A 24,079-nucleotide genomic window follows, 5' to 3' on the forward strand; every position below is an offset into this window, starting at 1 on the left:
CCTCAGTTTTACAATAATTAACAGTATACAAAATAAGGGATACTTCCTTTTTCAGTTCATAATCTGTACCTTTGCAACTTTGCCAATTTTATGAGCGCATTTGAAGAACATATTGAAGTTAAGGGTGCCCGTGTGCACAATTTAAAAAACATCGATGTTACCATCCCAAGGGAGCAGTTGGTAGTCATTACTGGACTTTCTGGAAGTGGGAAGTCGTCTTTGGCTTTCGACACCATTTACGCCGAAGGACAGCGTCGCTATATTGAGACCTTTTCGGCCTATGCCCGCCAATTTTTGGGTGGCTTGGAACGCCCCGATGTAGATAAGATTGACGGTCTTTCCCCTGTGATTGCCATTGAGCAAAAAACCACAAGTAAATCGCCAAGATCCACCGTGGGAACCATCACAGAAATCTATGATTTCCTGAGATTGCTTTTTGCCAGGGCTAGTGATGCTTATAGCTACAATACTGGTGAAAAAATGGTGAGCTATAGCGATGAGCAAATCAAAGCACTTATCACAGAAAGTTACGAAGGCAAACGCATCAATATTTTGGCGCCTGTCATCAGATCACGTAAAGGACACTACCGCGAGTTGTTTGAACAGATTGCCAAACAAGGCTTTGTAAAAGTACGTACCGATGGTGAAATCAAGGACCTTGTAAAAGGCATGAAACTTGACCGATACAAAACCCACGATATCGAAATTGTCATCGACCGATTGAAAATTGATGCTTCGGCCGACAACGATAAACGCTTGACAGAAACCATCAATACGGCCATGTACCATGGTGATGATGTCTTGATGATTTTGGACCAAGACACTCAGGAAGCGCGTTATTTCAGTAGAAATTTAATGTGTCCTTCTTCCGGTATTTCTTACCCCAATCCAGAACCCAACAACTTTTCATTCAACTCACCTAAAGGTGCCTGTCCAAAGTGTAATGGGATTGGCAGACTGTATCAAGTCAATGAAAAGAAAATTGTTCCAGACGATACACTCTCCATTAAAAATGGCGCTTTAGCGCCTCATGGACCTCAAAAAAACAGTTGGATTTTCAAACAATTGGAGGTTATTGGTCAACGCTTCAATTTCGACCTTAACACCCCTTACAAAGACATTCCCGAGGAAGCCAAACAAATGATTCTTTATGGAGGCAATGAAAAGTTCTCCATCCAAAGTAAAACTTTAGGCGTGACCCGCGATTATAAAATCGATTTTGAAGGGGTTGCTAAATTTATAGAAAGTCAGTACCATAATTCCGATTCTACCTCCTTGAAAAGATGGGCCAAGGAATACATGGACAAAGTGGTTTGTGACGAATGTGAAGGATCTCGACTGAGAAAAGAATCCCTATACTTCAAGGTCAACGGATTGAGCATTGCCGATTTGGCACATAAGGACATTGTGGATCTGTCCCAATGGTTTGCAGATTTACACAATCACCTCAGTGACAAGCAGCTTAAAATTTCAGAAGAAATTATCAAGGAAATCAAGGCCCGACTTCAGTTTTTGCTGGATGTGGGACTGGATTATCTTTCCCTAAACCGCAGCTCAAAATCGCTTTCTGGAGGCGAGGCGCAGCGTATAAGATTAGCCACACAAATTGGTTCACAATTGGTGGGTGTACTTTATATCTTGGATGAACCAAGTATAGGATTGCACCAACGTGACAACGAAAAATTGATCAATTCCTTGGTGTCACTTAGAGATATAGGTAATTCTGTGATTGTGGTAGAACACGATAAGGACATGATAGAACGTGCCGATTATGTAATCGATATTGGTCCAAAAGCAGGAAAACACGGTGGGGAAATCATTAGTATTGGAACTCCCGAAGAACTCAAAACCCATCACACCCTTACCGCCGATTATCTAAACGGCTGCAAACAGATTGAAATTCCTAAAAAACGCCGTAAAGGCAACGGAAAATCCATCGAGTTGAAAGGCTGCACAGGAAACAACCTCAAAAATGTATCGGTAACTTTTCCTCTAGGAAAAATGATAGGTGTTACGGGGGTGTCAGGAAGTGGAAAATCCACCTTGATCAACGAAACCCTCTACCCTATTATGAATGCCCATTATTTTAACGGGGTTAAAAAACCGATGCCTTATAAAAGCATCAAAGGATTGGAGCATATTGACAAAGTTATCGATATCAACCAATCCCCTATTGGGCGTACCCCAAGAAGTAATCCTGCGACTTACACTGGAACCTTTAGCGAAATACGTAGTTTATTTGCCAAAGTACCGGAAGCCATGATTCGTGGCTACAAACCTGGACGTTTTAGCTTTAATGTGAAAGGTGGGCGTTGTGAAACCTGCCAAGGTGGTGGACTTCGAGTGATTGAAATGAACTTTTTACCTGATGTTTACGTTGAGTGCGAAACCTGTCAAGGGAAACGTTTCAACAGGGAAACTTTAGAAATTCGTTACAAAGGCAAATCGATTAGTGATGTCTTGAACATGACTATTAACGAAGCAGTAGACTTCTTTGAGCATATTCCTAAAATCCATAAAAAACTGAAAACTATTCAGGATGTTGGATTGGGCTACATCACATTGGGGCAACAGAGTACCACGCTTTCTGGAGGGGAAGCCCAACGCATCAAACTGGCTACAGAATTGAGCAAACGGGACACCGGTAACACCTTCTACATTTTGGATGAACCTACTACAGGATTGCATTTTGAAGATATCCGTGTGTTGATGCTGGTACTTAACAAATTGGTTGACAAAGGCAACACCGTACTGATTATAGAACATAACTTGGATGTCATTAAAACCGTTGACCATATTATCGATGTTGGTTATGAAGGCGGAAAAGGTGGCGGACAAATTATTGCGGAAGGTACTCCTGAAGAGATTATCAAAAACAAAAAAAGCCATACAGCCAGGTTTCTTAAGAAAGAATTGGAGTAATATTTTTTGATAAAAAATTAGTTTTCAACAATTTAAACTAGTAAAAATCAACATTTTACTATTATTTAGGAAAATTCTTTAGTATATTAGTATCATAACATCAAAACCACAACTATTATGAGAAGTATACTTTGGCTTGTTGCCGTTATTTGTATCCTTGTTTGGATTCTGGGATTTTTCGGGATCGTGGAAGGAATTGGAACTAGTAGCTTAATCCATATTTTGCTCGTTATTGCCGTTATCGCAATTCTTTACAACATCATCTCTGGCAGGAAACCATTATAGAAACATCTTTATATAAATAACTTTCAAATTAAGAAAAGGCGGAATTCATTCCGTCTCTTTTTTTACCGTAAAGTCACTCCCATTTAACATGCTTACCAAATTTTAATTTGTATCTTGAAATCCTTAAAAAAGGGCAGTTTTAAGAATTTTGAATACAACGCCCTGATACCTTTTTAAAATTTCAAATATGACCAGAGAACAACATCACAGACGATGGAACGAGATAAAAACCAATGATTCATGGGCCATTTTTAAAATCATGGGGGAATTTGTTAATGGCTACGAAAAGTTAAGCCTTATAGGTCCCTGTGTATCCATCTTTGGATCGGCCAGAACAAAACCTGACCACAAATATTATAAACTGGCCGAAAACATTGCCGAGAAAATTGTCAACCAAGGCTACGGTATCATTACAGGTGGTGGCCCCGGTATTATGGAAGCTGGGAACAAAGGTGCCCATATTGCCGGAGGCACTTCGGTAGGACTCAACATAGAATTACCGTTCGAACAACATGACAACCCTTATATCGATTCTGATAAGAGCTTGGATTTTGACTATTTCTTCGTGCGAAAGGTCATGTTTGTAAAATACTCACAAGGCTTTGTAGTGATGCCCGGAGGTTTTGGAACTTTGGATGAATTGTTTGAATCCATCACCCTTATTCAGACCCACAAAATTGAGCGTTTCCCCATTATTTTGGTGGTGAGCGAATTTTGGAACGGCCTCATGGATTGGATCAAATCTACCCTTTTGGAAGCTGGCAACATCAGCCCAGAAGATTTAGACCTTTTTCATATTGTGGACACCCCGGAAGAAGTTATTGATATTCTAGATGAATTCTACCAAGAATTCAACTTGAGTCCAAATTTCTAACACACTTAACTCCTTGTATCAAAACAACATAACAAAAACAACAGGTTTCAACATTAAATCTATGATATTAAAGGTTTTCTTTTCACACAAAACTTTGTAATATTATATTTTATATGGAAGGATGCAGGGCGTTTTGTAACTCTCCAAAAAACTATAATTAAAAAAAATACGTTAGTAAAGTAACTTGCCTTTTGTCATGTTTTGTGCCTTTGGCAAGCCGATTAATGATTGTTCTAGCACATTGAAAATATATTTCAAACTCATTCTCGTGCTCTTGATTAGCACCTCCGCTTTTTCTCAAAACAAAATTGAGATGCAAGCCATTTTCGATGTTCCCAACAAAACCATTCAAATTAAGCAGTACATTGCTTGGAAGAATACCTCAAAGGACACCTTAAAAACCATCTACCTAAACGACTGGAACAATAGTTATTCTACCAAAAACACGCCTTTGGCCACTCGTTTTACGGAAGAATTCAATAACAAGTTCCACTTTGCCAAAAGCGACCAACGTGGCTATACCATTGTAACTTCGGTAAAGGACACCTTGGGTGTTGAGTTACCTTACGACCGAATAAAGGACCATCTAGATGTTTTGAAAATAGATTTGAATACGCCTTTGCCTCCTGGCGAAAACTATACTATTATTTTACATTACAACCTACTGGTTCCCAATAACACTTTTACAGGTTATGGGGTCTCTGACGGTATGGATTTTAATCTGAAGTATTGGTATTTGGCACCAGCCGTATATGATGGCGAATGGCATTATTACAGTAATAAAAACTTGGATGATTTCTATACACCACCTGCCGAAATAACCTTGGAAGTAGTACACCCTAGAAACTATGCCTTGATTTCTGAACTAAATACCATTTCTTTAAGACAAACAGACTCTACACAAACTGTAGTTTTGAATGGTAAAAACAGGGTAAACACCAATTTTGTTTTAACGAAATTCCCTAATTATAAATATGTAAAAGCCAATAATGTCACGGTGGTTACCAACATTGATGACGGCGGGCTAAAACCTCATGAAAGAGCCTTAGTTGTGGACAAAATTGTCAACTTTATGAGTGAGAACATGATTCCATATCCACATGATCGCCTTTTACTTACAGAAATCGAGTACAAAAAGAATCCGCTGTACGGACTCAACCAGTTGCCAAACTTTATTCGACCTTTCCCCGATGGATTTCAGTATGAATTAAAGTTATTGAAAACAGCCCTGAACAATTATCTTGAAAACACCTTATTGCTCAATCCAAGGGATGATTATTGGTTTAAGGATGGGTTGCAAGTGTACTTCTTGATGAAATATATTGAGGAGTATTACCCAGACATGAAATTTCTAGGGATGTTGGCAGACATTTGGGGAATCCGGGCTTTTCACGCTTCAGACCTTAAGTACAACGATCAATACAACTTGTTTTTCATGCAAATGGCACGTACCAATAGAGATCAACCGCTTACCATGCCCAAAGATTCCCTATTAAAATTCAATGCCAATATTGCGGGTAAATATAAAGCAGGAGTTGGTCTGAAGTATTTGGGCGATTTTATCCAACCTGAAATTTTGGACCAAACCATTTCCCAATATTTTGAAGCACATCATGAACAGCTTTCTTATTCCAAAGATTTTGAAGCCCTATTGAAACAAAACACCTCCAAAGACATTGATTGGTTCTTTGAAGATTACATCAATACGAGGAAGAAAATTGATTTTAAAATCAAAAATGTAAAACGCGAAAATGATTCGATAAGCCTGACCATAAAAAATAAACGGCATAACTCGATGCCGGTATCCTTTTTTACAATGGCAGAGGACAGTGTGCTTTCCAAAACTTGGATTGAGAATATTCATGGCAGCAGGACCATTAAAATTCCAGAAGACAGTATTGACAAATTGGTACTTAACTATGATAAAGTTATTCCTGAAATCAACCTAAGAGACAATTGGAAATCTCCCAAAGGCTGGTTTTTTAATAACAAACCTTTGCAAATTCGCCTATTCAAGGATATTGAAGATCCTAATTATAACCAAGTATTCGTGATGCCAATTATTGAATACCGCAATATTTACGATGGTTTAACCCTTGGTACCAAACTCTACAATAAAACCTTATTACGCAAGCGTCTCAACTATAAGTTTTCACCTAAATACGCTACCCATTCCAATATTTTAACGGGGTCCGCATCCGTATCCTATACTCATAATTTGGAAAATCAGGATTTATACAACATTACATACGGCTTACATTCCAGCTATTCTTCTTTTGCTAAAGATGCCTTTGTGTCTATTTTCACTCCTTCCCTAACCTTTAGTTTTAGGGATGACAAGAACTTTAGATCCAACCAATCGCAATATATCAACATGCGCTATGTAGATATATCAAGAACCTATAACGATCCTTTAGTAGTACCGTCCGAAACGCCGGATTATGGTGTTTTCAACATACGCTACATCTACGCTAACCCAGGTTTGGTGAACTATTCCAAATGGTATACCGATTTTCAGTTGGCTGACAAATTTGGAAAGTTGGCCGTGAATTATGAGTACAGAAAGCTTTACCAAAACAACCGCCAATTAAATTTAAGATTCTTTGCCGGAACTTTTATCTACAACAACAACGCAGATGATTCCGATTATTTTAGTTTTGCACTAGATAGACCTACGGACTACCTTTTTGATTATGATTATTTGGGACGCTCTGAGCAATCAGGGATTTTCAGTCAGCAAATTATCATTGCGGAAGGAGGTTTTAAATCGAAATTGGATCCGGCATTTGCCAACCAATGGATGGCAACCATGAACCTGAGTACCACCATTTGGCGCTATATTGAAGCCTATGGAGACATGGGAGTTGTAAAAAACAAATATAATAATGCCGAATTTGTCTACGACTCGGGTATCAAACTTGATTTGGTCACCGATTATTTTGAAATCTACTTCCCCATCTATTCCAATTTAGGATGGGAAGTAGGCCAACCGGAATACGACCAAAAAATTCGCTTCAAGTTTACGGTAGACCCTAAAGCGCTTCTGGGACTGTTCCGCAGAAGGTGGTTTTAGCGATTTCTCAGCGAAAATGCTATTTTTTGCATTATTATAATTTTTTTACAAAAAAAGAGTATTTTCCTTATCAAATCATCAAAATTATAACACATTCCATCGTTGTAAAGCTTCGAAAGATTACCTAAATTTGCAACAACTATAAAATCGACACTATGCAAACTGAAACAACCACTATACAAGACATAACCTTTGATGATTTTAAACAAGAAGTTATCAACGATTATAAAACTGCTGTCACCAGTAGAGAGTGTAGTTTGCTAGGAAGAAGAGAAGTACTTACTGGGAAAGCTAAGTTTGGAATTTTTGGAGACGGAAAGGAAGTACCTCAATTAGCCTGGGCCAAAGCTTTCAAAAATGGAGACTTTAGATCTGGCTATTACAGAGACCAAACTTTTATGATGGCCATTGGCGAATTGACCGTGCAACAGTTTTTTGCTGGTTTATATGCGCATCCTAGCCTTGAAGCCGATCCAATGTCTGCTGGACGTCAAATGGGAGGTCACTTTGGCACCCATAGTTTAGATGCCAATGGCAATTGGAAGGACTTGACCAAACAAAAGAACTCCAGTGCCGACATCTCTCCTACCGCTGGGCAAATGCCACGATTGTTGGGATTGGCACAAGCCTCTAAAATCTACCGAAATGTAAAAGGAATTGATACTACTAACTTTTCTGTAAAAGGAAACGAAGTAGCTTGGGGAACCATTGGTAACGCTAGTACCAGTGAAGGTTTGTTTTTTGAAACCATCAATGCTGCCGGTGTATTACAAGTGCCTATGGTAATTAGTGTTTGGGATGACGAATACGGTATTTCAGTTCACGCCAAATATCAAACTACCAAGGAGAGTATTTCCGAGATATTAAAAGGATTCCAAAGAGATGAAAACGGTAATGGTTATGAAATCCTAAAAGTAAACGGTTGGGATTATGTAGCTTTGATTGAAACGTATCAAGAAGCGGCTCGCATCGCCAGAGAAGAGCACGTACCTGTATTGATTCACGTGTTGGAATTGACCCAACCACAAGGGCACTCTACTTCAGGATCGCATGAGCGTTATAAGAGTAAAGACCGTTTGGAATGGGAAACAGAGCACGACTGTATCTCAAAAATGCGCGAATGGATGCTTGCCAACAATATGGCAACCGAAGAAGAATTGCGCGAGATAGAAAAGACCATAAAGAAAGATGTTAGAAACATCAAAAATCTGGCTTGGGATGCTTATCTAAAGCCTATAAAAAAAGAACAACAGCAAGCTATCACCTTGCTTAACCAATTGGCAAATTCTAGCCACAACAAGGCATTTATTAGCAAATTGGCCAATGAGCTTTCAGAAAAAAAAGAACCGATTCGAAAAGATGTTATTTCTGTAGCTAGAAAGGCGTTACGTTACGTAATTACAGAAAATACTGCTGAAAAAACAGCCCTTCAAAATTGGATCAACAAGTTTTTTGAAGAGGTACAACCTAAATACAGTTCACATCTATATTCAGAAAATGAAAAGTCGGCTTTAAATGTAAAAGAAGTTGTTCCTAGTTATGCTGATAATACAACTGATGTAGATGGCCGTGTGGTGATCCGTGATAACTTCGATGCTATCTTCAACAAATATCCAAACACTTTGATTTTTGGTGAAGATTCTGGAAATATTGGAGATGTTAACCAAGGTTTGGAAGGCTTACAAGAAAAATACGGAGACCTCCGTATTTCTGATGCAGGAATTAGAGAAGCTACCATTTTAGGACAAGGAATTGGAATGGCCATGAGAGGTTTAAGACCCATTGCCGAAATCCAATATTTGGACTACCTAATGTACGCACTTCAAATTATGAGTGACGATTTGGCTACGCTACATTATCGTACGGCCGGTAGACAAAAAGCGCCTTTAATTGTTAGAACCCGAGGCCACAGACTGGAAGGTATTTGGCACTCTGGTTCCCAAATGGGAGGTATCATCAATTTGGTTCGCGGTATGCATGTTTTAGTACCTCGCAACATGACCAAAGCTGCTGGTTTCTACAACACATTGTTGGAAAGTGACGAGCCTGCTTTGATTGTGGAATGCCTAAACGGATACCGACTTAAAGAAAAAATGCCAGAAAACCTTGGGGAGTTCAAAACACCTATTGGTGTCGTGGAAACCGTTAAGGAAGGTGCAGATATTACTTTGGTGTCTTACGGATCGACTTTAAATATTGTAGCGCAAACAGCTAAGGATTTATTGGAAGTTGGTATTGATGCTGAAGTTATTGATGTACAGTCATTGTTACCATTCGATTTGAACCACGACATCCTGAAAAGTGTTCAAAAAACAAATCGTTTGATGGTAATTGACGAGGATGTTCCTGGAGGTGCTTCGTCTTATATTTTGGATGAAATTTTGAATACCCAAAATGCTTTCCAATATTTAGACAGTCAACCTCAGACATTGACAGCTAAACAGCACAGACCTGCCTACGGTACAGATGGTGACTATTTCTCAAAACCTTCTGCCGAAGACATTTTTGAAGCGGTTTACAACATGATGCATGAAACAAACCCTACAAACTTCCCAAGTTTGAGATAAGCAATTTATTATCAACTTTATATACAAAACCTTTTAGGACTTCCTAAAAGGTTTTTTTATATTTATAAGGAACTCACATTCCTTGTATGCTTACTCAACATGACAAACAGCGGTTAAGAAGCACTATTTTTAGGCATCTTGACGGTATTGCTACGGCTACCACTGCCCATGCATTGCATGAAAAGGGTGTGCTCAATTACATATTGCAACAGCAACAAGTAGATCTAGAACAACTTACGGTAAAATTCAAGGCAAATGAGGGCTATTTAAATGTGGCTCTGCGAATTCTTTGTGCTCAAGGCTGGCTGAACCAAGAACCAATAACAAAGAACAATACCATTCAGTACGCTATTAATGACCAAAGTAAAAAGGCTTTTCAACTCATTCCATTGTACAAAGAAGCTGTTCAACTCCTATCCTATTCCGTGAAATTTCCAGAGGAACGCATTGGTCCGGATGCCTTTTTAGCATTGGAACGTATTTTCAAGAACTATGAAAATCATTTTGGATTGAAAAAACCGCCAGAAGATAGTCTGGAATTCCAAATTCTGAAACATATCGAAGGTGTAATAGTAGCCCCTATTATTGTGCTGATGGGAGTTCGCGGGCTGTTCCACAAATACTTTATGGAAGCCTCTTTTACTGCAGAAGAATACCATAGAAACCCTGAAAGTTTTAAAAAGATCCTAGACTTTTTTGCCTATTTGGGATGGTTTACCAAAAAAAAGAACACTTATCAATTTACTGATACAGGTCTGTTTTTTGCCAAGCGAGCCACTGCTTATGGCGTTACCGTATCCTACCTCCCTACCTTTATAAATCTTGAAGCGCTTATTTTTGGAAATCCCATCATCTTAAAAACCGATAATATAAACGAAACGGAAAAGCATGTAGACAGAGAAATGAATGTTTGGGGCAGCGGTGGCGCCCATTCCACCTATTTCAAGGTCATAGATGAAGTGATTATTGAATTGTTCAACAAACCCATCGATGAGCAACCAAAAGGAATTTTAGACATGGGCTGTGGTAACGGAGCTTTTCTTCAACATATTTTCGATGTCATCGAACACCAAACCCTAAGAGGAAAAATGCTAGAGGAACATCCTTTACTTTTGGTTGGTGCCGACTTGAACCAAGCTGCATTGAAAGTCACCAGAGCCAATTTAATTTCTGCCGATATTTGGGCCAAAGTGATTTGGGGCGATGTAGGCAGACCTGATTTATTGGCTCAAGACCTAAAAGAAGATTATGGTATCGATTTAGGAGATTTATTGAATGTAAGAACCTTTTTAGACCACAACAGGATTTGGACAGCGCCACAAAATCCTACCCAAAGAACCAGTATCTCTTCTGGTGCTTTCGCTTATAAAGGTGAGCGTCTTCAAAATAGCTTGGTGGAAGATTCGCTCCTAGAACATTTTCAGCGCTGGAAACCCTATGTGGAGCGGTTTGGCCTGCTAATTATAGAATTGCACACTATTGCTCCAGAATTGATAAGCAAAAACCTAGGCAAAACCCCAGCTACTGCCTATGACGCCACCCATGGCTATAGCGACCAATATATCTTGGAAATTGATATCTTTATAGCCTTGGCGAAAGAGGCTGGATTGGCCCCGGTAGCACAGTATACCTCCAAATTCCCCAATAGTGACCTAGCAACAGTAAGTATTAATTTATTTAAAGGAGTTTCATCCTAGCCCATTATATGAAAAAACCACATTCAGATTTTGCCTTACTAATTTTAAGAGTTGTGTTTTCAGGATTAATGCTCACACATGGCATTCCTAAAATTCCAAGACTTTTTGCAACACCCATTGAATTTGCAGACCCCATAGGTTTGGGGGCTACCACTTCCTTAATATTGACATTAATAGCCGAAGTTTTAGCTCCAATAGCTGTAATTTTAGGTATTAAAACCAAACTGAGCAGCATTCCAATAATCATCACCATGGCAGTTGCTGCCTTTGTAGTCCATTTACAAGACCCTATTGGGAATAAAGAAAAAGCCTTGTTGTATCTTGCTGCTTATATCGCTATATTTTTAATGGGACCTGGGAGTTACTCTTTGGATAATCGTTTAAAAAAATGAACACTTCGGAAACCAAACCTAAATTAATCACTCGCGATTGGCTAGCTATTGAGCGTACTAAACTTGCCAATGAGCGCACCTTTTTGGCGTATTTTAGAACTGCAATCGTGTTTTTGGGAACGGGTATCACCATTTTAAAAATCGAAATTTTCAACAGTATGAAACCCTTTGGAATCATTCTTATTACTGTTGCTCCCATTATTCTTTCCATTGGCATTGTTCGTTTAATTTACGTGAGACGATTGATTAGAAAACACTACAATGCCTGATTAAACATCATTTATGCACACAGAAACCGTTTCTAATATCAAAAAAGAATTGCAGCACCGAAGCCATGAAGAGCTCACCAACCTATGCCTTCGCTTGGCTCGTTTTAAAAAGGAAAACAAAGAGTTACTTACATACCTCCTTTTTGAATCGCATGACGAACAAGGCTACATTGATGCTGTAAAAATGGATATGGACTCCCAATTTGAACAGATCAATACCAACAGCTATTTCTACATCAAAAAAAGTGTGCGTAAAATTTTAAGAAGCGTGCAGAAGTATATTCGTTATTCCCTTAAAAAGGAAACCGAAGTGGAATTACTGCTCTATTTCTGCCATAAACTTAAGGACTTTAGCCCTTCTATATTTGAAAATGTCACTTTAAACAATCTATTCGACCGGCAAATAAATGGGCTCAAAAAGAAAATTCCCGTGTTGCACGAAGATTTACAATACGACTATACTTTAGAATTGGAAGCGTTAACTGAATGATTCAAAACCCAATTATCCTTTCAATTTAATGCCGCAAAAAAAAGCCAATGCAAGTGCATTGGCTTCATCACTAAAGGCATAATCTTTCGATTACATCTTAACAACTTTTATTGTTACGGCATCCAATTGGTCTGCCTTTAAGTTCAAGAAATATACTCCAGAATTAAACTGGCTCAATTCAATTTGAAACTCGTTAGTATTGTTAAATTGATATTGCCCTACCACTTTTCCTGTAATAGACACCAATTGTGCCTCTACTGTTTGATAAACACCATTTAAAGCAACATTTAAGTTTTCTGAAGTTGGATTAGGGAATACTTTTAAAGTGTCCATTAAATTTTCTTCAAGCCCCAATGCATTTATATCTACTGTCACACATTCTGAAGTAGTTACACAAGTTCCTACTGTCACTTCAACAGCATAAGTTCCAGATGCCTCTGGTGTAAAAGTTTGCCCAATAGCTCCTTCTATAGCTGTATTGGCATTCGCGCAGTCTAACCATTGATAACTAGCTTCCTCTTGGTTTGCTGATAAGGTGTTATCTTCAACCGAAACTAAAGAGCGTCCTGTTACCCAGTTTGAAGTAGTTCCCGTCAATGCAAAATTCTTTAAAGTTCCCGTATCTGCTGTTGGACTTCCATCTACAGTTGTACTAACTCCAGAATTATCGGCATTAGGAATTCCTTCATTAAATGGATAATAAGCAACCAAACCAGTTTCGTCTCCACAAAGTTCTGTGTACATTCTACTTTTTAACTCTTCCAGACTCAATACTTTATTCCAAATTCTCAACTCATCCATCTCACCTCTAAAAAAGTTAACCCCATCAACTCTCACTCCTATTTTAAGTTTTTCGCCATAAGAGGACGTATACGCATATTTAGCAAGAGTCGTTTCTGCATCCAATTTTCCATCCACATAAAATTTCACAGAATGATTCGTTGAAGTAGAAGACTCAAAAACCACAGCCACATGGTGCCATAAACCATCATTTACAGATTTAACACCATTTACACCTCCCCCATTGACTTCAAGTCTTAAAGCATTATTAGGTAAAATATTAAATGTAAATCGATTACCCTTACTCTCCTTTCCCCAATCACATATCACACTCTGTCCTTCTCCAGTTGGATTAGTGTCTGCATTATAAGCCGTCGAATTTTTAGTCGTTTTAATCCATGCCTCAATAGTTCGAGGATCAGTTCCTTGAACAGGTACTGTATTTCCTTGAATGTAATCATCCTCCCCATCAAAATGAATTCCTGTTTGAGCATTTCCAATCAAAAACGAACCCGCCATTAAAGCTGACACCGCTATTTTTCTGTGTAATTGTTTAATCATAATTTTATTTTTTTTGCAAAAAAAATCAATTCCAAACAAGAGTTATGTTAAGACAAAAACGATTAACCCTTATTTAACCTTACAATTCCAAAACACTACCACAAACGTAATTTTTAAAGGCACACTTTCCTAAAACACTTTAGATTTCTTTAGAATAATCTTATAATTCTTACTTGAATTTTCTTATCTACTTTCTGTATCTTGCCGGTCAGTTTAACTAATCAATGCCCCAAAACCCCATGAAACCTATTATTTTATTAGCATTTGCCATGTTCACCTCACTCCTTTCCGCTCAGGTACAGACTGGTAAAGCCTCCTTTTACGGCGATAAATTTGAAGGACGCTTAACTGCAAGTGGAGAGCCCTATTCGCACAAAAATGCTACGGCAGCCCACAGAAGTTTGCCTTTTGGCACCATGCTAAAAGTGACCAACCTTGCCAATAACAAAACGGCCTATGTAAAAGTAAACGATAGAGGTCCCTTTGTAAGCGGCCGTATTATTGATCTGTCAAAGTCTATCGCGGAAAAATTGGATTTTGTAGCCGCTGGAGTTGCCGATGTTGTTATAGAAGTATTGGATGCTGGAGATTTGTCCATCCAAACTACAGAAGAAACCATCGCAGTTACTCCGGAAAACACTTCCGAGAGTCCTAATCCCGTAACCGCAGCCCCCATAGAATCTGAGTTTTACGAACTAGCGATTGATAGAGTAAAACCAGATTGGATTGGCGTTCAGATAGGCAGTTTCCAAGAGCTGGCCAACCTTATTCGTCTGGCCGACAACCTAAAAGTAAGCTATCAAAAAGAAGTTACCGTTCAGGTAAAAACCATTAATGGTGTAAAAATCTATTCCCTGATTTTGGGAAAATTCAACACCCGTAGTAAAGCTGAAAATTTCAGAGATAAGGTTGAAGAAAAATATCCAGACTGTTTTATAGTGGATCTTACCACTTCTTAAATCATATACCAAAAGCTATAATTAAAAAAAAAGCCAATGCGTAATGCATTGGCTTTTTTTTTAAATGTAAATTCTCCCGATTAGATTTTTACAACTTTTAAGGTTACAGCTTCCAATTCAGCTGCTTTCAAATTCAAGAAATAAACCCCAGAATTGAAATTATTAAGATCTAATGAAAAGCCATTGGTATTATTGAATTGGTATTGCCCAATAACTTTTCCTGTAATAGCTACCAATTGAGCGTTAACAGTTTCATAAACACCATTTAAAGACACGTTTAAGTTTCCAGAAGTTGGATTAGGATACAATTGAAGTCCATTAGCAAACAGATTGTCTTCAATACCCAATGTACTACTTGCAAAATTAACTGTCTCTGAGATTTCAGTACAGTTTCCAACAGTGATTTCCACAGCATAGTTACCGTTTTGAGACGGTGTAAACGTTTGGGTAGTTACACCTTCAATTACAGCATTGTCATTGTCAACATCTAGCCATTGGTAAGTTGCATCCTCTTGGTTAGCTGATAGAGTAGTCTCATCACTTGCAACAGAAGTATCAATTCCTGAAGTCAAATACCCCTCAGCAAAGTTTGAGTTAAACAAATTCATGCCAAAATTGTGTAATTCATTAACATCCGTCGGAGAGACTTCATTTACAATTGTAGTAATTGCAGTGTTATCAGCACCAGCAACCCCCTCATTCAATTTATAATAAGCTACTAATTCATCTGAATAATCACAAAGTTCACTATTCATATCTGCTAGAATATCGCCCTGAGTTCTAGCTACCTTCCAGATTCGCACATCATCAATAGTACCACTATAGCCTGTACCAGATGGGTTTTTAGCTCTAGCTCCAATTTGGATAGGAGCAAAATTAGAAGTATAAGTCCCTGTCCCTGTGAAATTCCCTTGAGCCTCTATTACTCCATCAAGATAAAGTTTATATTGATTCTCCTCCAAGGAAGGGTCATAAGTTACGGCCACATGGTGCCATCCCATAGGATTACGAGTGGTTCCAGTAAGTCTATTTGTTATCCCTCCTCCTGTTTCTACCTCTAGATAATAATCTTGAAATTTAAAGGTGAAGCGAGGCCCTCCCTCGGGAGTTAAATCACCACCACCCCATTCTACAATAATATCCTGGCCGCTACCAGAGTGATTAACCCAAGCTTCAACCGTTCTTGGTGCATTACCTTGTGGTCCATCGAGGTCTGTTAAAATATAATCTCCATAACCATCAAATCTTAATCCAGTTTGCGCATTGGCAGTTAGCATAGAAGCTGCCAAACAAGCAGCAAAAAAGCATTTTTTGTGTATTTTTTTAATCATGAGTAAGTTAATTTTTGTTACAAGGAACTAAAAAAGTTAACACAGCTAAACATATTCAACGACCATTAACCCTTCCTTAACACCCTAAATCAACTAACTTACTGACAACTAAAAACAAAAAAGCCAACCCATATCAGGTTGGCTCTTTTAAATAACCCCAAAATACAATTACATTTTAATCACTTTTACGGTTACAGCATCCATATTGTCTGCCTTAAGTTTCAAGAAATAAAGTCCAGAATTGAAATTGCTTAAATTCAAGTCAAACCCATTGCTATTGCTAAATTGGTACTTACCAACCACTTTTCCTGTAATGGACACCAATTGCGCATCTACTGTTTGGTACACTCCGTTTAAAACTACATTTAAGTTACCAGAAGTTGGGTTTGGAAACACTTTTAAAGTATCCATTAAGCTTTCTTCTATTCCCAATGCATTAACATCTACTGCCATACAGCCTGAAGTAGTTACACAACCATCTACAGTAATTTCCACAGCATAGTTACCAGACGCCTCTGGAGTAAAAGCTTGCTCTGTCGCCCCATCTATAACAGCATTACCATTATCACAATCAACCCATTGATATGTAGCAACAACTTCTGTAGGAGTAGTTTCTAGATTTGTTTGAGCCGCCGTTAAAGTAGTTCCTTCCAAACTCAATAAACCATGGCCTTCTACCCAGTTAGACTCAGCGCCTGACAATGTAAAATTGTTTAAGGTAGCATCATCGCCTGTAGCACTCATATCAGTAAGAGTTGCAATGCCTGTATTGTCCTCTCCAGGAGTTCCTTCTCCAAACGGATAGTAAATTACAAGCCCTGTTTCATCTCCACAAAGCTCTACATTCATTCTGCTTTGGATTTGCGCTTCAGTCAAGGCTACATTCCATACTCTTACTTCATCCATATCTCCTTCAAATGGACCAGACCCGTCTACTCTTTTACCCAACCTAATCTTTGTCGCCCAACTACTTGAACTAGTATTTACCGTAGGATTCCCAGAGGCATCCTCTGTACCATCCACATATACTTTTACCGTAGGTGAAGCCGATGGGTTGTATACAGCCGCTACATGGTGCCATGCTCCATCATTGACAGGTGTAGTACCAGACACTCCTCCCGCTGCGGTTTCCAAACGAATACCATTACTCCATAAAAGATTGAAAGTAAATCTTTGACCAGAACTTGAATATCCCCAATCACAAATCACACTTTGCCCATCTCCCCCTGCGCTGGCCGGCTGTGAATCCTTGGTAGTTCTCACCCAAGCCTCAACGGTTCTTGCTCCATTTCCAGCAACAGGAATTGTTGTTCCTTGCACATAATCATCTACCCCATCAAAATGAAGACCAGTACGCTTGTTGAAAGCTGGCTCAGCCACAAAACTCGCAGCATCAGACATTACCGAACACGCTCCTAGCGTAATTTCAACAGCATAATTACCTGTTTCACTAGGAATAAATGATTGGCTTGTGGCACCGTCGATAGCTGCATTAGCATTGTCAGCATCTACCCATTGGTAAGTGGCATCCGCTTGATTAGCCGTTAAGCCAGATCCATCAACACTTACTGTAGCATCTATATCACTATCAACATTACCAGATACATAATTAGAATCTGTACCCGACAAAACAAATCCCTCCATCGTGTTTACACTTGAAGAATTTACTTCATCAACAACATTTGTAATACTTGTATTATCTTCTCCTGCGGCACCTTCATTTAATTTATAATAAGCTACCAAACCTTCTGGAAGCTCACAAAACTCAGCATTCATACTATCTGAGATTTCAATTTGGGTTCTAGCCACATTCCAAATTCTAACTTCATCCATAGAACCTCCAAAAAACATAGTATTAGGTCCAGAAACACGATTTCCAATAAGCACATTTTCATTACCTGAAGGCGTATTAACAGTTGTTAAATTTGCCGTAGCTTTCTCCACACCATTAATATATAGATAACCAGTTCCATTGTTTAAAACAAAAGCTACGTGTGTCCAAACATCTAAAGGCACCGTATCTGGATCGGTTCCCATATTTGCATTTGTACCCCCAGAAACAAACTTCAAGCTGTTATCATTTTTAACAAGAAAGGTGTTCCTTGATCCAACATCATTAGTACCATAATCCAAAATCGCAAAACTAGACGAAGGAACAGGAGATGGAACATAAATCCAAGCTTCAAAGGTTCTATTGGCCGCACCTAGTACACCCGCATAATCTGTTTGAACATAATCATCCGTACCATCAAAATTCAATCCAGTCTGAGCGCTGGAAATCAATACAGATCCCGCGATAAATGCAGGCAAAAACACTTTTTTGTGTAGTTTTTTAATCATAATAGTTAAATTTTAGTTGTCTTTAAAAGTATTTTAGACATATAGAACCCACACAAAAAAACAGTCCTTTAACTTTAATTTAACCTAAACAGAACACAAAATACTGAATAACAAAAGAATCACATCTTCCTCTTTACTATGTAATAAAAAAGCCAACCTTCTGGGGTTGGCTTTTTAAATAAACACATTACACAATTACATCTTTACAACTTTAACAGTTACAGCATCCATATTGTCCGCCTTAAGTTTCAAGAAATAAAGTCCAGAATTAAAATTGTTGGTATTTAATTCAAAACCATTGGTGTTGTTGAACTGGTATTGACCAACCACTTTTCCTGTAATGGACACCAACTGGGCCTCTACAGTTTGGTAAACACCGTTCATCGCTACATTCAAAGTTCCCGATGTTGGGTTAGGAAACACTTTTAAAGTGCCCATTAAGTTTTCGTCAACCCCCAAGGCATTTACATCTACTGCCATGCAGGCCGAAGTAGTTACACAACCATCTACAGTAATTTCCACAGCGTAGTTACCTGAAACTTCCGGAGTAAAAGTTTGCTCTATTGCGCCATCTATAACGGCATTGCCATTATCACAATCAACCCATTGATATGTTGCAACAAGCTCGGTTGGAGTAGTTTCTGTATTTGTTTGAACCGCTGTTAAGGTAGTTCCCTCCAAACTCAATAAACCATGGCCTTCAACCCAGTTAGACTCAGTACCTGACAAAGCAAAATTGTTTAGGGTAGCATCGTCACCAGTAGTACTCTTATCTGTAAGTGTAGTAATCCCCGTATTGTCCTCTCCTGGAGTTCCCTCTCCAAAAGGATAATAGATTACAAGCCCCGTTTCATCTCCACAAAGCTCTACATTCATTCTGCTTTTTATTTGCGCTTCCGTCAAGGCAATATTCCATACTCTAACTTCATCCATATCTCCTTCAAATAGTCCAGCTCCATCAACTCTTTTTCCTAATCTAATCTTACTTATAGTACTAGTATTAACTGTAGGATTTCCAGAGGCATCCTCTGCACCATCCACAAATACTTTTACTGTAGGTGAAGCTGATGGATCATAAACTGCTGCCACATGGTGCCAGGTACCATCATTTACAGGTGTAGTACCAGACACTCCTCCCGCTGCGGTTTCCAAACGTATACTATTACTCCATAAAAGATTGAAAGTAAATCGCATACCAGAACTTGAGTACCCCCAATCACATATTACACTTTGCCCATCCCCTCCATCACTAGCAGGGCGCGAATCTTTTGTGGTTCTTATCCAAGCTTCAACAGTTCTTGCTGTACTTCCAGCAACAGGAGTTGAGGTTCCTTGTACGTAATCGTCAACACCATCAAAATGGAGCCCCGTACGTTTGTTAAAAACAGGCTCTGCCAATACAATGCTCATTGAAACGGACATTTCTGTACAATCCCCTACTGTAATTTCTACAGCATAATTACCACTTTCACTAGGAGTAAAATCCTGAGCTGTAGCTCCCTCTATTTCTGCATTAGCATTGTCCACATCTACCCATTGATAAACAGCATCTACCTGATTCGCTGTTAATGTAACATCATCACTAGTTATCGTAGTATCAATACCAGAAGTTACTTTTCCTGCCGCATAATTTGAATACGCATTTCCTGATAAGGCAAAGTTTTTCAATTCATTAACATCTGTAGAAGACACTTCATTTACAACCGAAGTAATAGCTAAATTACTTCCGTTTGCCGTCCCTTCATTTAACTTATAGTAAGCAACCAATTCAGCTGGCAAATCACATAACTCATTATTCATGTCTGCCAGAATCTCAGATTGAGTTCTTGCCACGTTCCAAATTCTCACATCATCAATAGTCCCGCTAAAGGCTGTTGCTCCAATATTAACATTCCTACCCCCTAATTGAATATTAGCTGCATCTTGAGTATCTGTACCAGTGCCAGTAAAGTTACCTTCAGCATCTAGATTCCCGTCTACGTATAATTTATACTCATTTTCTTGAGATGGATCGTAAGTTACGGCCACATGATGCCAACTTGAATTTAAATAAGTTGAACCATCCAAGTAATTATTAGTCCCTCCCGTTTCAATTCTCACTTTACTACTCTGGATTTTAAAGGTGAAACGAGGCCCCCCGTTCTCTGTTGGAGTTCCACCACCCCATTCCACAATAAGTGCTTGGCGAGATTGGTAACTCCATTTTACCCAAGCCTCAACTGTTCTCGGCGAATTTCCTAAAACTCCACCAAGATCTGTTAAAATATAATCATCGGAACCATCGAAATGCAAACCTGTTTGCGCCTGAGAAGTTAACACAGACACCGCAAAACACGTAGTAAAAAATAGTTTTTTACGTAGATTTTTTATCATAATTGTTAATTTATTAGTTGTCTTTAAAAATATTCCAATCCGCACGGAAGAGTAATAAAACATTAGCTTTTAACCTATTTTTAACCCACAGAAACACTAACGTATTGACCCCGTGTAAAAAAAAAAAAAAAGCTAACCCAAAAGGTTAGCTTTCATAAAAACACATTACACAATTACATCTTTACCACTTTAACAGTTGCAGCATCCAAATGATCTGCCCTAAGGTTTAAGAAATAAAGCCCCAAATTGAACTTGTTTAGATCTAATGAAAATTCATTGGTATTACTGAATTGATATGTCGCCACCACCTTTCCAGTGATAGATACCAATTGTGCATCCACAGTTTGGTACACACCGTTTAAAGTTACATTTACATTTCCTAAGGTTGGGTTAGGATATAATTTAAGATTGTTGGCAAACAACTCATCTTCCACTCCCAATGAAGACACCTCTACACATTCCGAAGTCGTGGTACAACCATCTACAGTAATTTCTACAGCATAGCTCCCCGGCTCTACTGGTGTATAGACCTGTTCTGTAGCACCAACAATTGCTGTATTGGCATTATCACAGTCTACCCATTGGTAAGTAGCTCCTGTTTGAGCCGCTGTAAGGGCAGCTCCTTCCAGCGCAACCAAACCATGACCTTCCACATAATTAGAAACGGCTCCTGCAGACAAATCGAATCCCATTAAGGTACCATCATTCCCATTGACCGCATCAATGGCTGTTGTTACCCCTGAATTATCTCCTTCGGCAATCCCTTCATCCAACTTAAAATAGGCTTGTAATCCAGCCACATCTTCACATACTCCAGTATTCATGGTAGATTGGATTTCCGCCTGGGTCCTTGCAATATTCCATATTCTAACCTCATCGATATTACCTTGAAACAAAATAGACCCTCCTGTAACGCGCTCTCCAATTTTCAGATTATCACCAGTAGAAGGTGTATTCAGTGCAGTGACAGAAGCGGAGCCCATTTCATCACCATTTATATACAAATAACCTGTAGTACCATTTTTAACAAAAGCCACATGAACCCAGGTATCCAACGGTACGGTATCTGCCTCGGTAGATACATTGGCTGATCCGGCGATAAATTTTAAACTTCTATCACCGCCAACCGCAAACGTATTTCTACCTCCGGTTTGATTCAATCCATAATCTAAAATTGCCAAATTGGATGTTGGTGAAGAGGAGGGTATGTAAATCCAAGCTTCAAAAGTTCTGTTGGCCGATCCAAGCACGCCCGCATAAGGTGTTTGTATATAATCATTAACCTTATCAAAATTCAATGCGTTTTGCGCATTAAAAGTTAACACAGAAACCATGAAACATACAGTAAAAAACATATTTTTGCGTAGTTTTCTTATCATAATTGTTAAATTTTAGTTGTTTCTTAAAATTACCGCACACTATAGGTGACACTAAATTAAATAGACCTATTAACATTAATTTAACTTGTAAATTTCACAAAAACCTGAACCTTAACCATATAATCAATTTCATCAAACAAAAAAAAGCCAACCTAAAAAGGTTGGCTTTTCAAAATAAACACATTACACAATTACATCTTTACCACTTTAACTGTAGCAGCATCTAAATGATCTGCCTTAAGGTTTAAGAAATAAAGCCCCGAATTGAAATTGTTAAGATCGATTGCAAATTCATTGGTATTGCTGAATTGGTATGTTGCCACCACTTTTCCTGTGATAGATACCAATTGTGCATCTACAGTTTGGTACACACCGTTTAAAGTTACATTTACATTTCCTGAAGTTGGGTTAGGATACAATTTTAAACTGTTGGCAAATAAGGTATCTTCCACTCCTAATGCCTCAACCTCTACCGCCATACAAGTTGATGTTACGGTACAGCCTTCACTATCTGTAATCTCAACCGCATAGGTTCCAGATGCTTCTGGAGTAAACGACTGCCCTGTGGCACCATCTACAGCTGTATTTCCATCTGTACAGTTAAACCATTGATAAGTTGCATCTGTTCCAGTTGCCATAAGTGTAGATCCATCTAATGTAACCGTGTTATCAACAGAACTTGTAAGTGTTGGACCCGAAACAAAATTAGAAAAAGCACCACTTAAAGAAAAGTTATGCAACGTTCCATTATAGCCATTTTTAAGCTCGGATACTGTCGTAATACCTGCATTCTCTCCACTGGCAGTTCCTTCGTTAAATTGATAATAAGCTACCAAACCTTCTTCATCCCCACACAATGTAACCCCTTTATTAAGATCAATATCATTTGCACTTCTTGCCACGTCCCAAATACGCACTTCAGCTATCTTTCCATCAAATGAGGTAGATGGATCCATATCATTTCTTTGTCCTATCACAATATTATTACTTCCTACATTCAGAGTTTGACTTGTAATATCCCCCTCAACATTCAATGCACCATCAACATATAACTTGTATTTATTACTGGAAAGAGAATTATCATACACTACCGCTACATGATGCCATTGAGAATTTGTTATATAGGCTGTGCCGTTTAATCCACCTCCACCAACTTCAATCCTGATAACCGAAGCACCTGGATTAATTTTAAATGAAAATCGTGTTCCCCCACCATCCATGGAGCCCATACCCACAATAAACCTCTGACCTGCGTCGTATGAAGCATTAATCCAAGCTTCAACTGTTCTAGAAGCACTGCCTTCTATAGAAGGCGCCGTGGTGGTTATATAATCATTGATACCATCAAATTCCAAACCATTTTGTGCATTGGAAGTTAACATAGACACCGCAAAACATGCAGGTAAAAGCATTTTCTTGTGTAGTTTTTTTATCATAATTGTTAATTTTTTGTTGCAACGAAAATAAATAAGCCTTCAATAATCCTCATCTATACAAACCTCGTTTAACCTTAATTTAACCCAACAAAAAAAGCCAACCCAAAAGGATTGACTCTTTAATAACATAACACAATTTGCATAAGACCTTAAAGGCCTTTTGCGTCCAAATTTTAAGGCTAACTACTTCCTTATAATTTGAATTCGTTTAATCAACTAAAAACTTAACTTAATAAAAAAATCTAATGATCTTAGAGTACTGAAATTCAAACAAATGACAGCTAAAAAAATCTTCAATTCATTTATAAAACTACGTTGCAAAGGTAACCAAAAGGCCTTTCCTGACCTTTA

16 protein-coding genes are annotated in these 24,079 nt (G+C 38.5%); 10 read left to right on the top strand and 6 right to left on the bottom strand.

Going from position 1 to position 24,079, the window contains the following annotated elements:
• The first annotated feature begins 90 nt into the window (after positions 1-90).
• The 9 genes from uvrA (at position 91) to ZA06_RS09145 (ending at position 12,569) form a co-directional block, all read left to right on the top strand.
• Complete coding sequence (uvrA, locus tag ZA06_RS09110) at positions 91-2,922, top strand: excinuclease ABC subunit UvrA (RefSeq protein WP_053977163.1); 2,832 nt, start codon at positions 91-93, stop codon at positions 2,920-2,922.
• A gap of 117 nt (positions 2,923-3,039) precedes the next feature.
• Positions 3,040-3,207, top strand: a complete 168-nt coding sequence (locus tag ZA06_RS16920) for a lmo0937 family membrane protein (protein WP_123812133.1) — start codon at positions 3,040-3,042, stop codon at positions 3,205-3,207.
• 187 nt (positions 3,208-3,394) lie between these two features.
• Entirely contained in the window at positions 3,395-4,081 is a 687-nt protein-coding gene (locus ZA06_RS09115) for an LOG family protein (RefSeq protein ID WP_053977164.1), read from the top strand.
• Between the two features lie 313 nt (positions 4,082-4,394).
• Positions 4,395-7,154: a gluzincin family metallopeptidase gene (locus tag ZA06_RS09120; protein WP_240472231.1), complete on the top strand. Its 2,760-nt coding sequence runs from the start codon at positions 4,395-4,397 to the stop codon at positions 7,152-7,154.
• 155 nt (positions 7,155-7,309) lie between these two features.
• Entirely contained in the window at positions 7,310-9,721 is a 2,412-nt protein-coding gene (locus ZA06_RS09125) for an alpha-ketoacid dehydrogenase subunit alpha/beta (protein ID WP_053977165.1), read from the top strand.
• 86 nt (positions 9,722-9,807) lie between these two features.
• Entirely contained in the window at positions 9,808-11,418 is a 1,611-nt protein-coding gene (locus tag ZA06_RS09130) for a class I SAM-dependent methyltransferase (protein ID WP_053977166.1), read from the top strand.
• An 8-nt stretch (positions 11,419-11,426) separates the two neighbouring features.
• Positions 11,427-11,810: a DoxX family protein gene (locus ZA06_RS09135; RefSeq protein WP_053977167.1), complete on the top strand. Its 384-nt coding sequence runs from the start codon at positions 11,427-11,429 to the stop codon at positions 11,808-11,810.
• Positions 11,807-12,079 (top strand): DUF202 domain-containing protein, encoded by a 273-nt coding sequence (locus ZA06_RS09140; RefSeq protein ID WP_053977168.1) that lies wholly within the window; start codon positions 11,807-11,809, stop codon positions 12,077-12,079. The genes ZA06_RS09135 and ZA06_RS09140 overlap by 4 nt, the downstream gene beginning before the upstream one ends.
• A 13-nt stretch (positions 12,080-12,092) precedes the next feature.
• Positions 12,093-12,569, top strand: a complete 477-nt coding sequence (locus ZA06_RS09145; protein ID WP_053977169.1) for a hypothetical protein — start codon at positions 12,093-12,095, stop codon at positions 12,567-12,569.
• A gap of 90 nt (positions 12,570-12,659) precedes the next feature.
• On the opposite strand, the gene ZA06_RS09150 is transcribed toward ZA06_RS09145, so the two are convergent.
• Positions 12,660-13,910 (bottom strand): LamG-like jellyroll fold domain-containing protein, encoded by a 1,251-nt coding sequence (locus ZA06_RS09150; RefSeq protein ID WP_157503203.1) that lies wholly within the window; start codon positions 13,908-13,910, stop codon positions 12,660-12,662.
• 239 nt (positions 13,911-14,149) lie between these two features.
• Between ZA06_RS09150 and ZA06_RS09155 the strand changes: the two genes are divergently transcribed.
• Positions 14,150-14,869, top strand: coding sequence for a septal ring lytic transglycosylase RlpA family protein (locus ZA06_RS09155; RefSeq protein WP_053977310.1), 720 nt, complete (start codon positions 14,150-14,152; stop codon positions 14,867-14,869).
• Positions 14,870-14,949: 80 nt separating this feature from the next.
• Here the strand turns inward: ZA06_RS09155 and ZA06_RS09160 are convergent, their stop codons facing one another.
• From ZA06_RS09160 to ZA06_RS09180, 5 genes are all read right to left on the bottom strand, one after another.
• Positions 14,950-16,200, bottom strand: coding sequence for a LamG-like jellyroll fold domain-containing protein (locus ZA06_RS09160; RefSeq protein ID WP_053977171.1), 1,251 nt, complete (start codon positions 16,198-16,200; stop codon positions 14,950-14,952).
• 168 nt (positions 16,201-16,368) lie between these two features.
• Entirely contained in the window at positions 16,369-18,540 is a 2,172-nt protein-coding gene (locus ZA06_RS09165) for a LamG-like jellyroll fold domain-containing protein (RefSeq protein WP_053977172.1), read from the bottom strand.
• A gap of 195 nt (positions 18,541-18,735) precedes the next feature.
• Complete coding sequence (locus ZA06_RS09170) at positions 18,736-20,913, bottom strand: LamG-like jellyroll fold domain-containing protein (protein WP_053977173.1); 2,178 nt, start codon at positions 20,911-20,913, stop codon at positions 18,736-18,738.
• A gap of 173 nt (positions 20,914-21,086) precedes the next feature.
• Positions 21,087-22,292 (bottom strand): LamG-like jellyroll fold domain-containing protein, encoded by a 1,206-nt coding sequence (locus tag ZA06_RS09175; RefSeq protein WP_082331992.1) that lies wholly within the window; start codon positions 22,290-22,292, stop codon positions 21,087-21,089.
• Between the two features lie 191 nt (positions 22,293-22,483).
• Complete coding sequence (locus tag ZA06_RS09180) at positions 22,484-23,728, bottom strand: LamG-like jellyroll fold domain-containing protein (protein ID WP_053977175.1); 1,245 nt, start codon at positions 23,726-23,728, stop codon at positions 22,484-22,486.
• Positions 23,729-24,079 lie beyond the last annotated feature (351 nt).

The organism is Mangrovimonas xylaniphaga (assembly GCF_001280435.1).
Taxonomy (GTDB): Bacteria; Bacteroidota; Bacteroidia; order Flavobacteriales; family Flavobacteriaceae; genus Mangrovimonas_A; species Mangrovimonas_A xylaniphaga.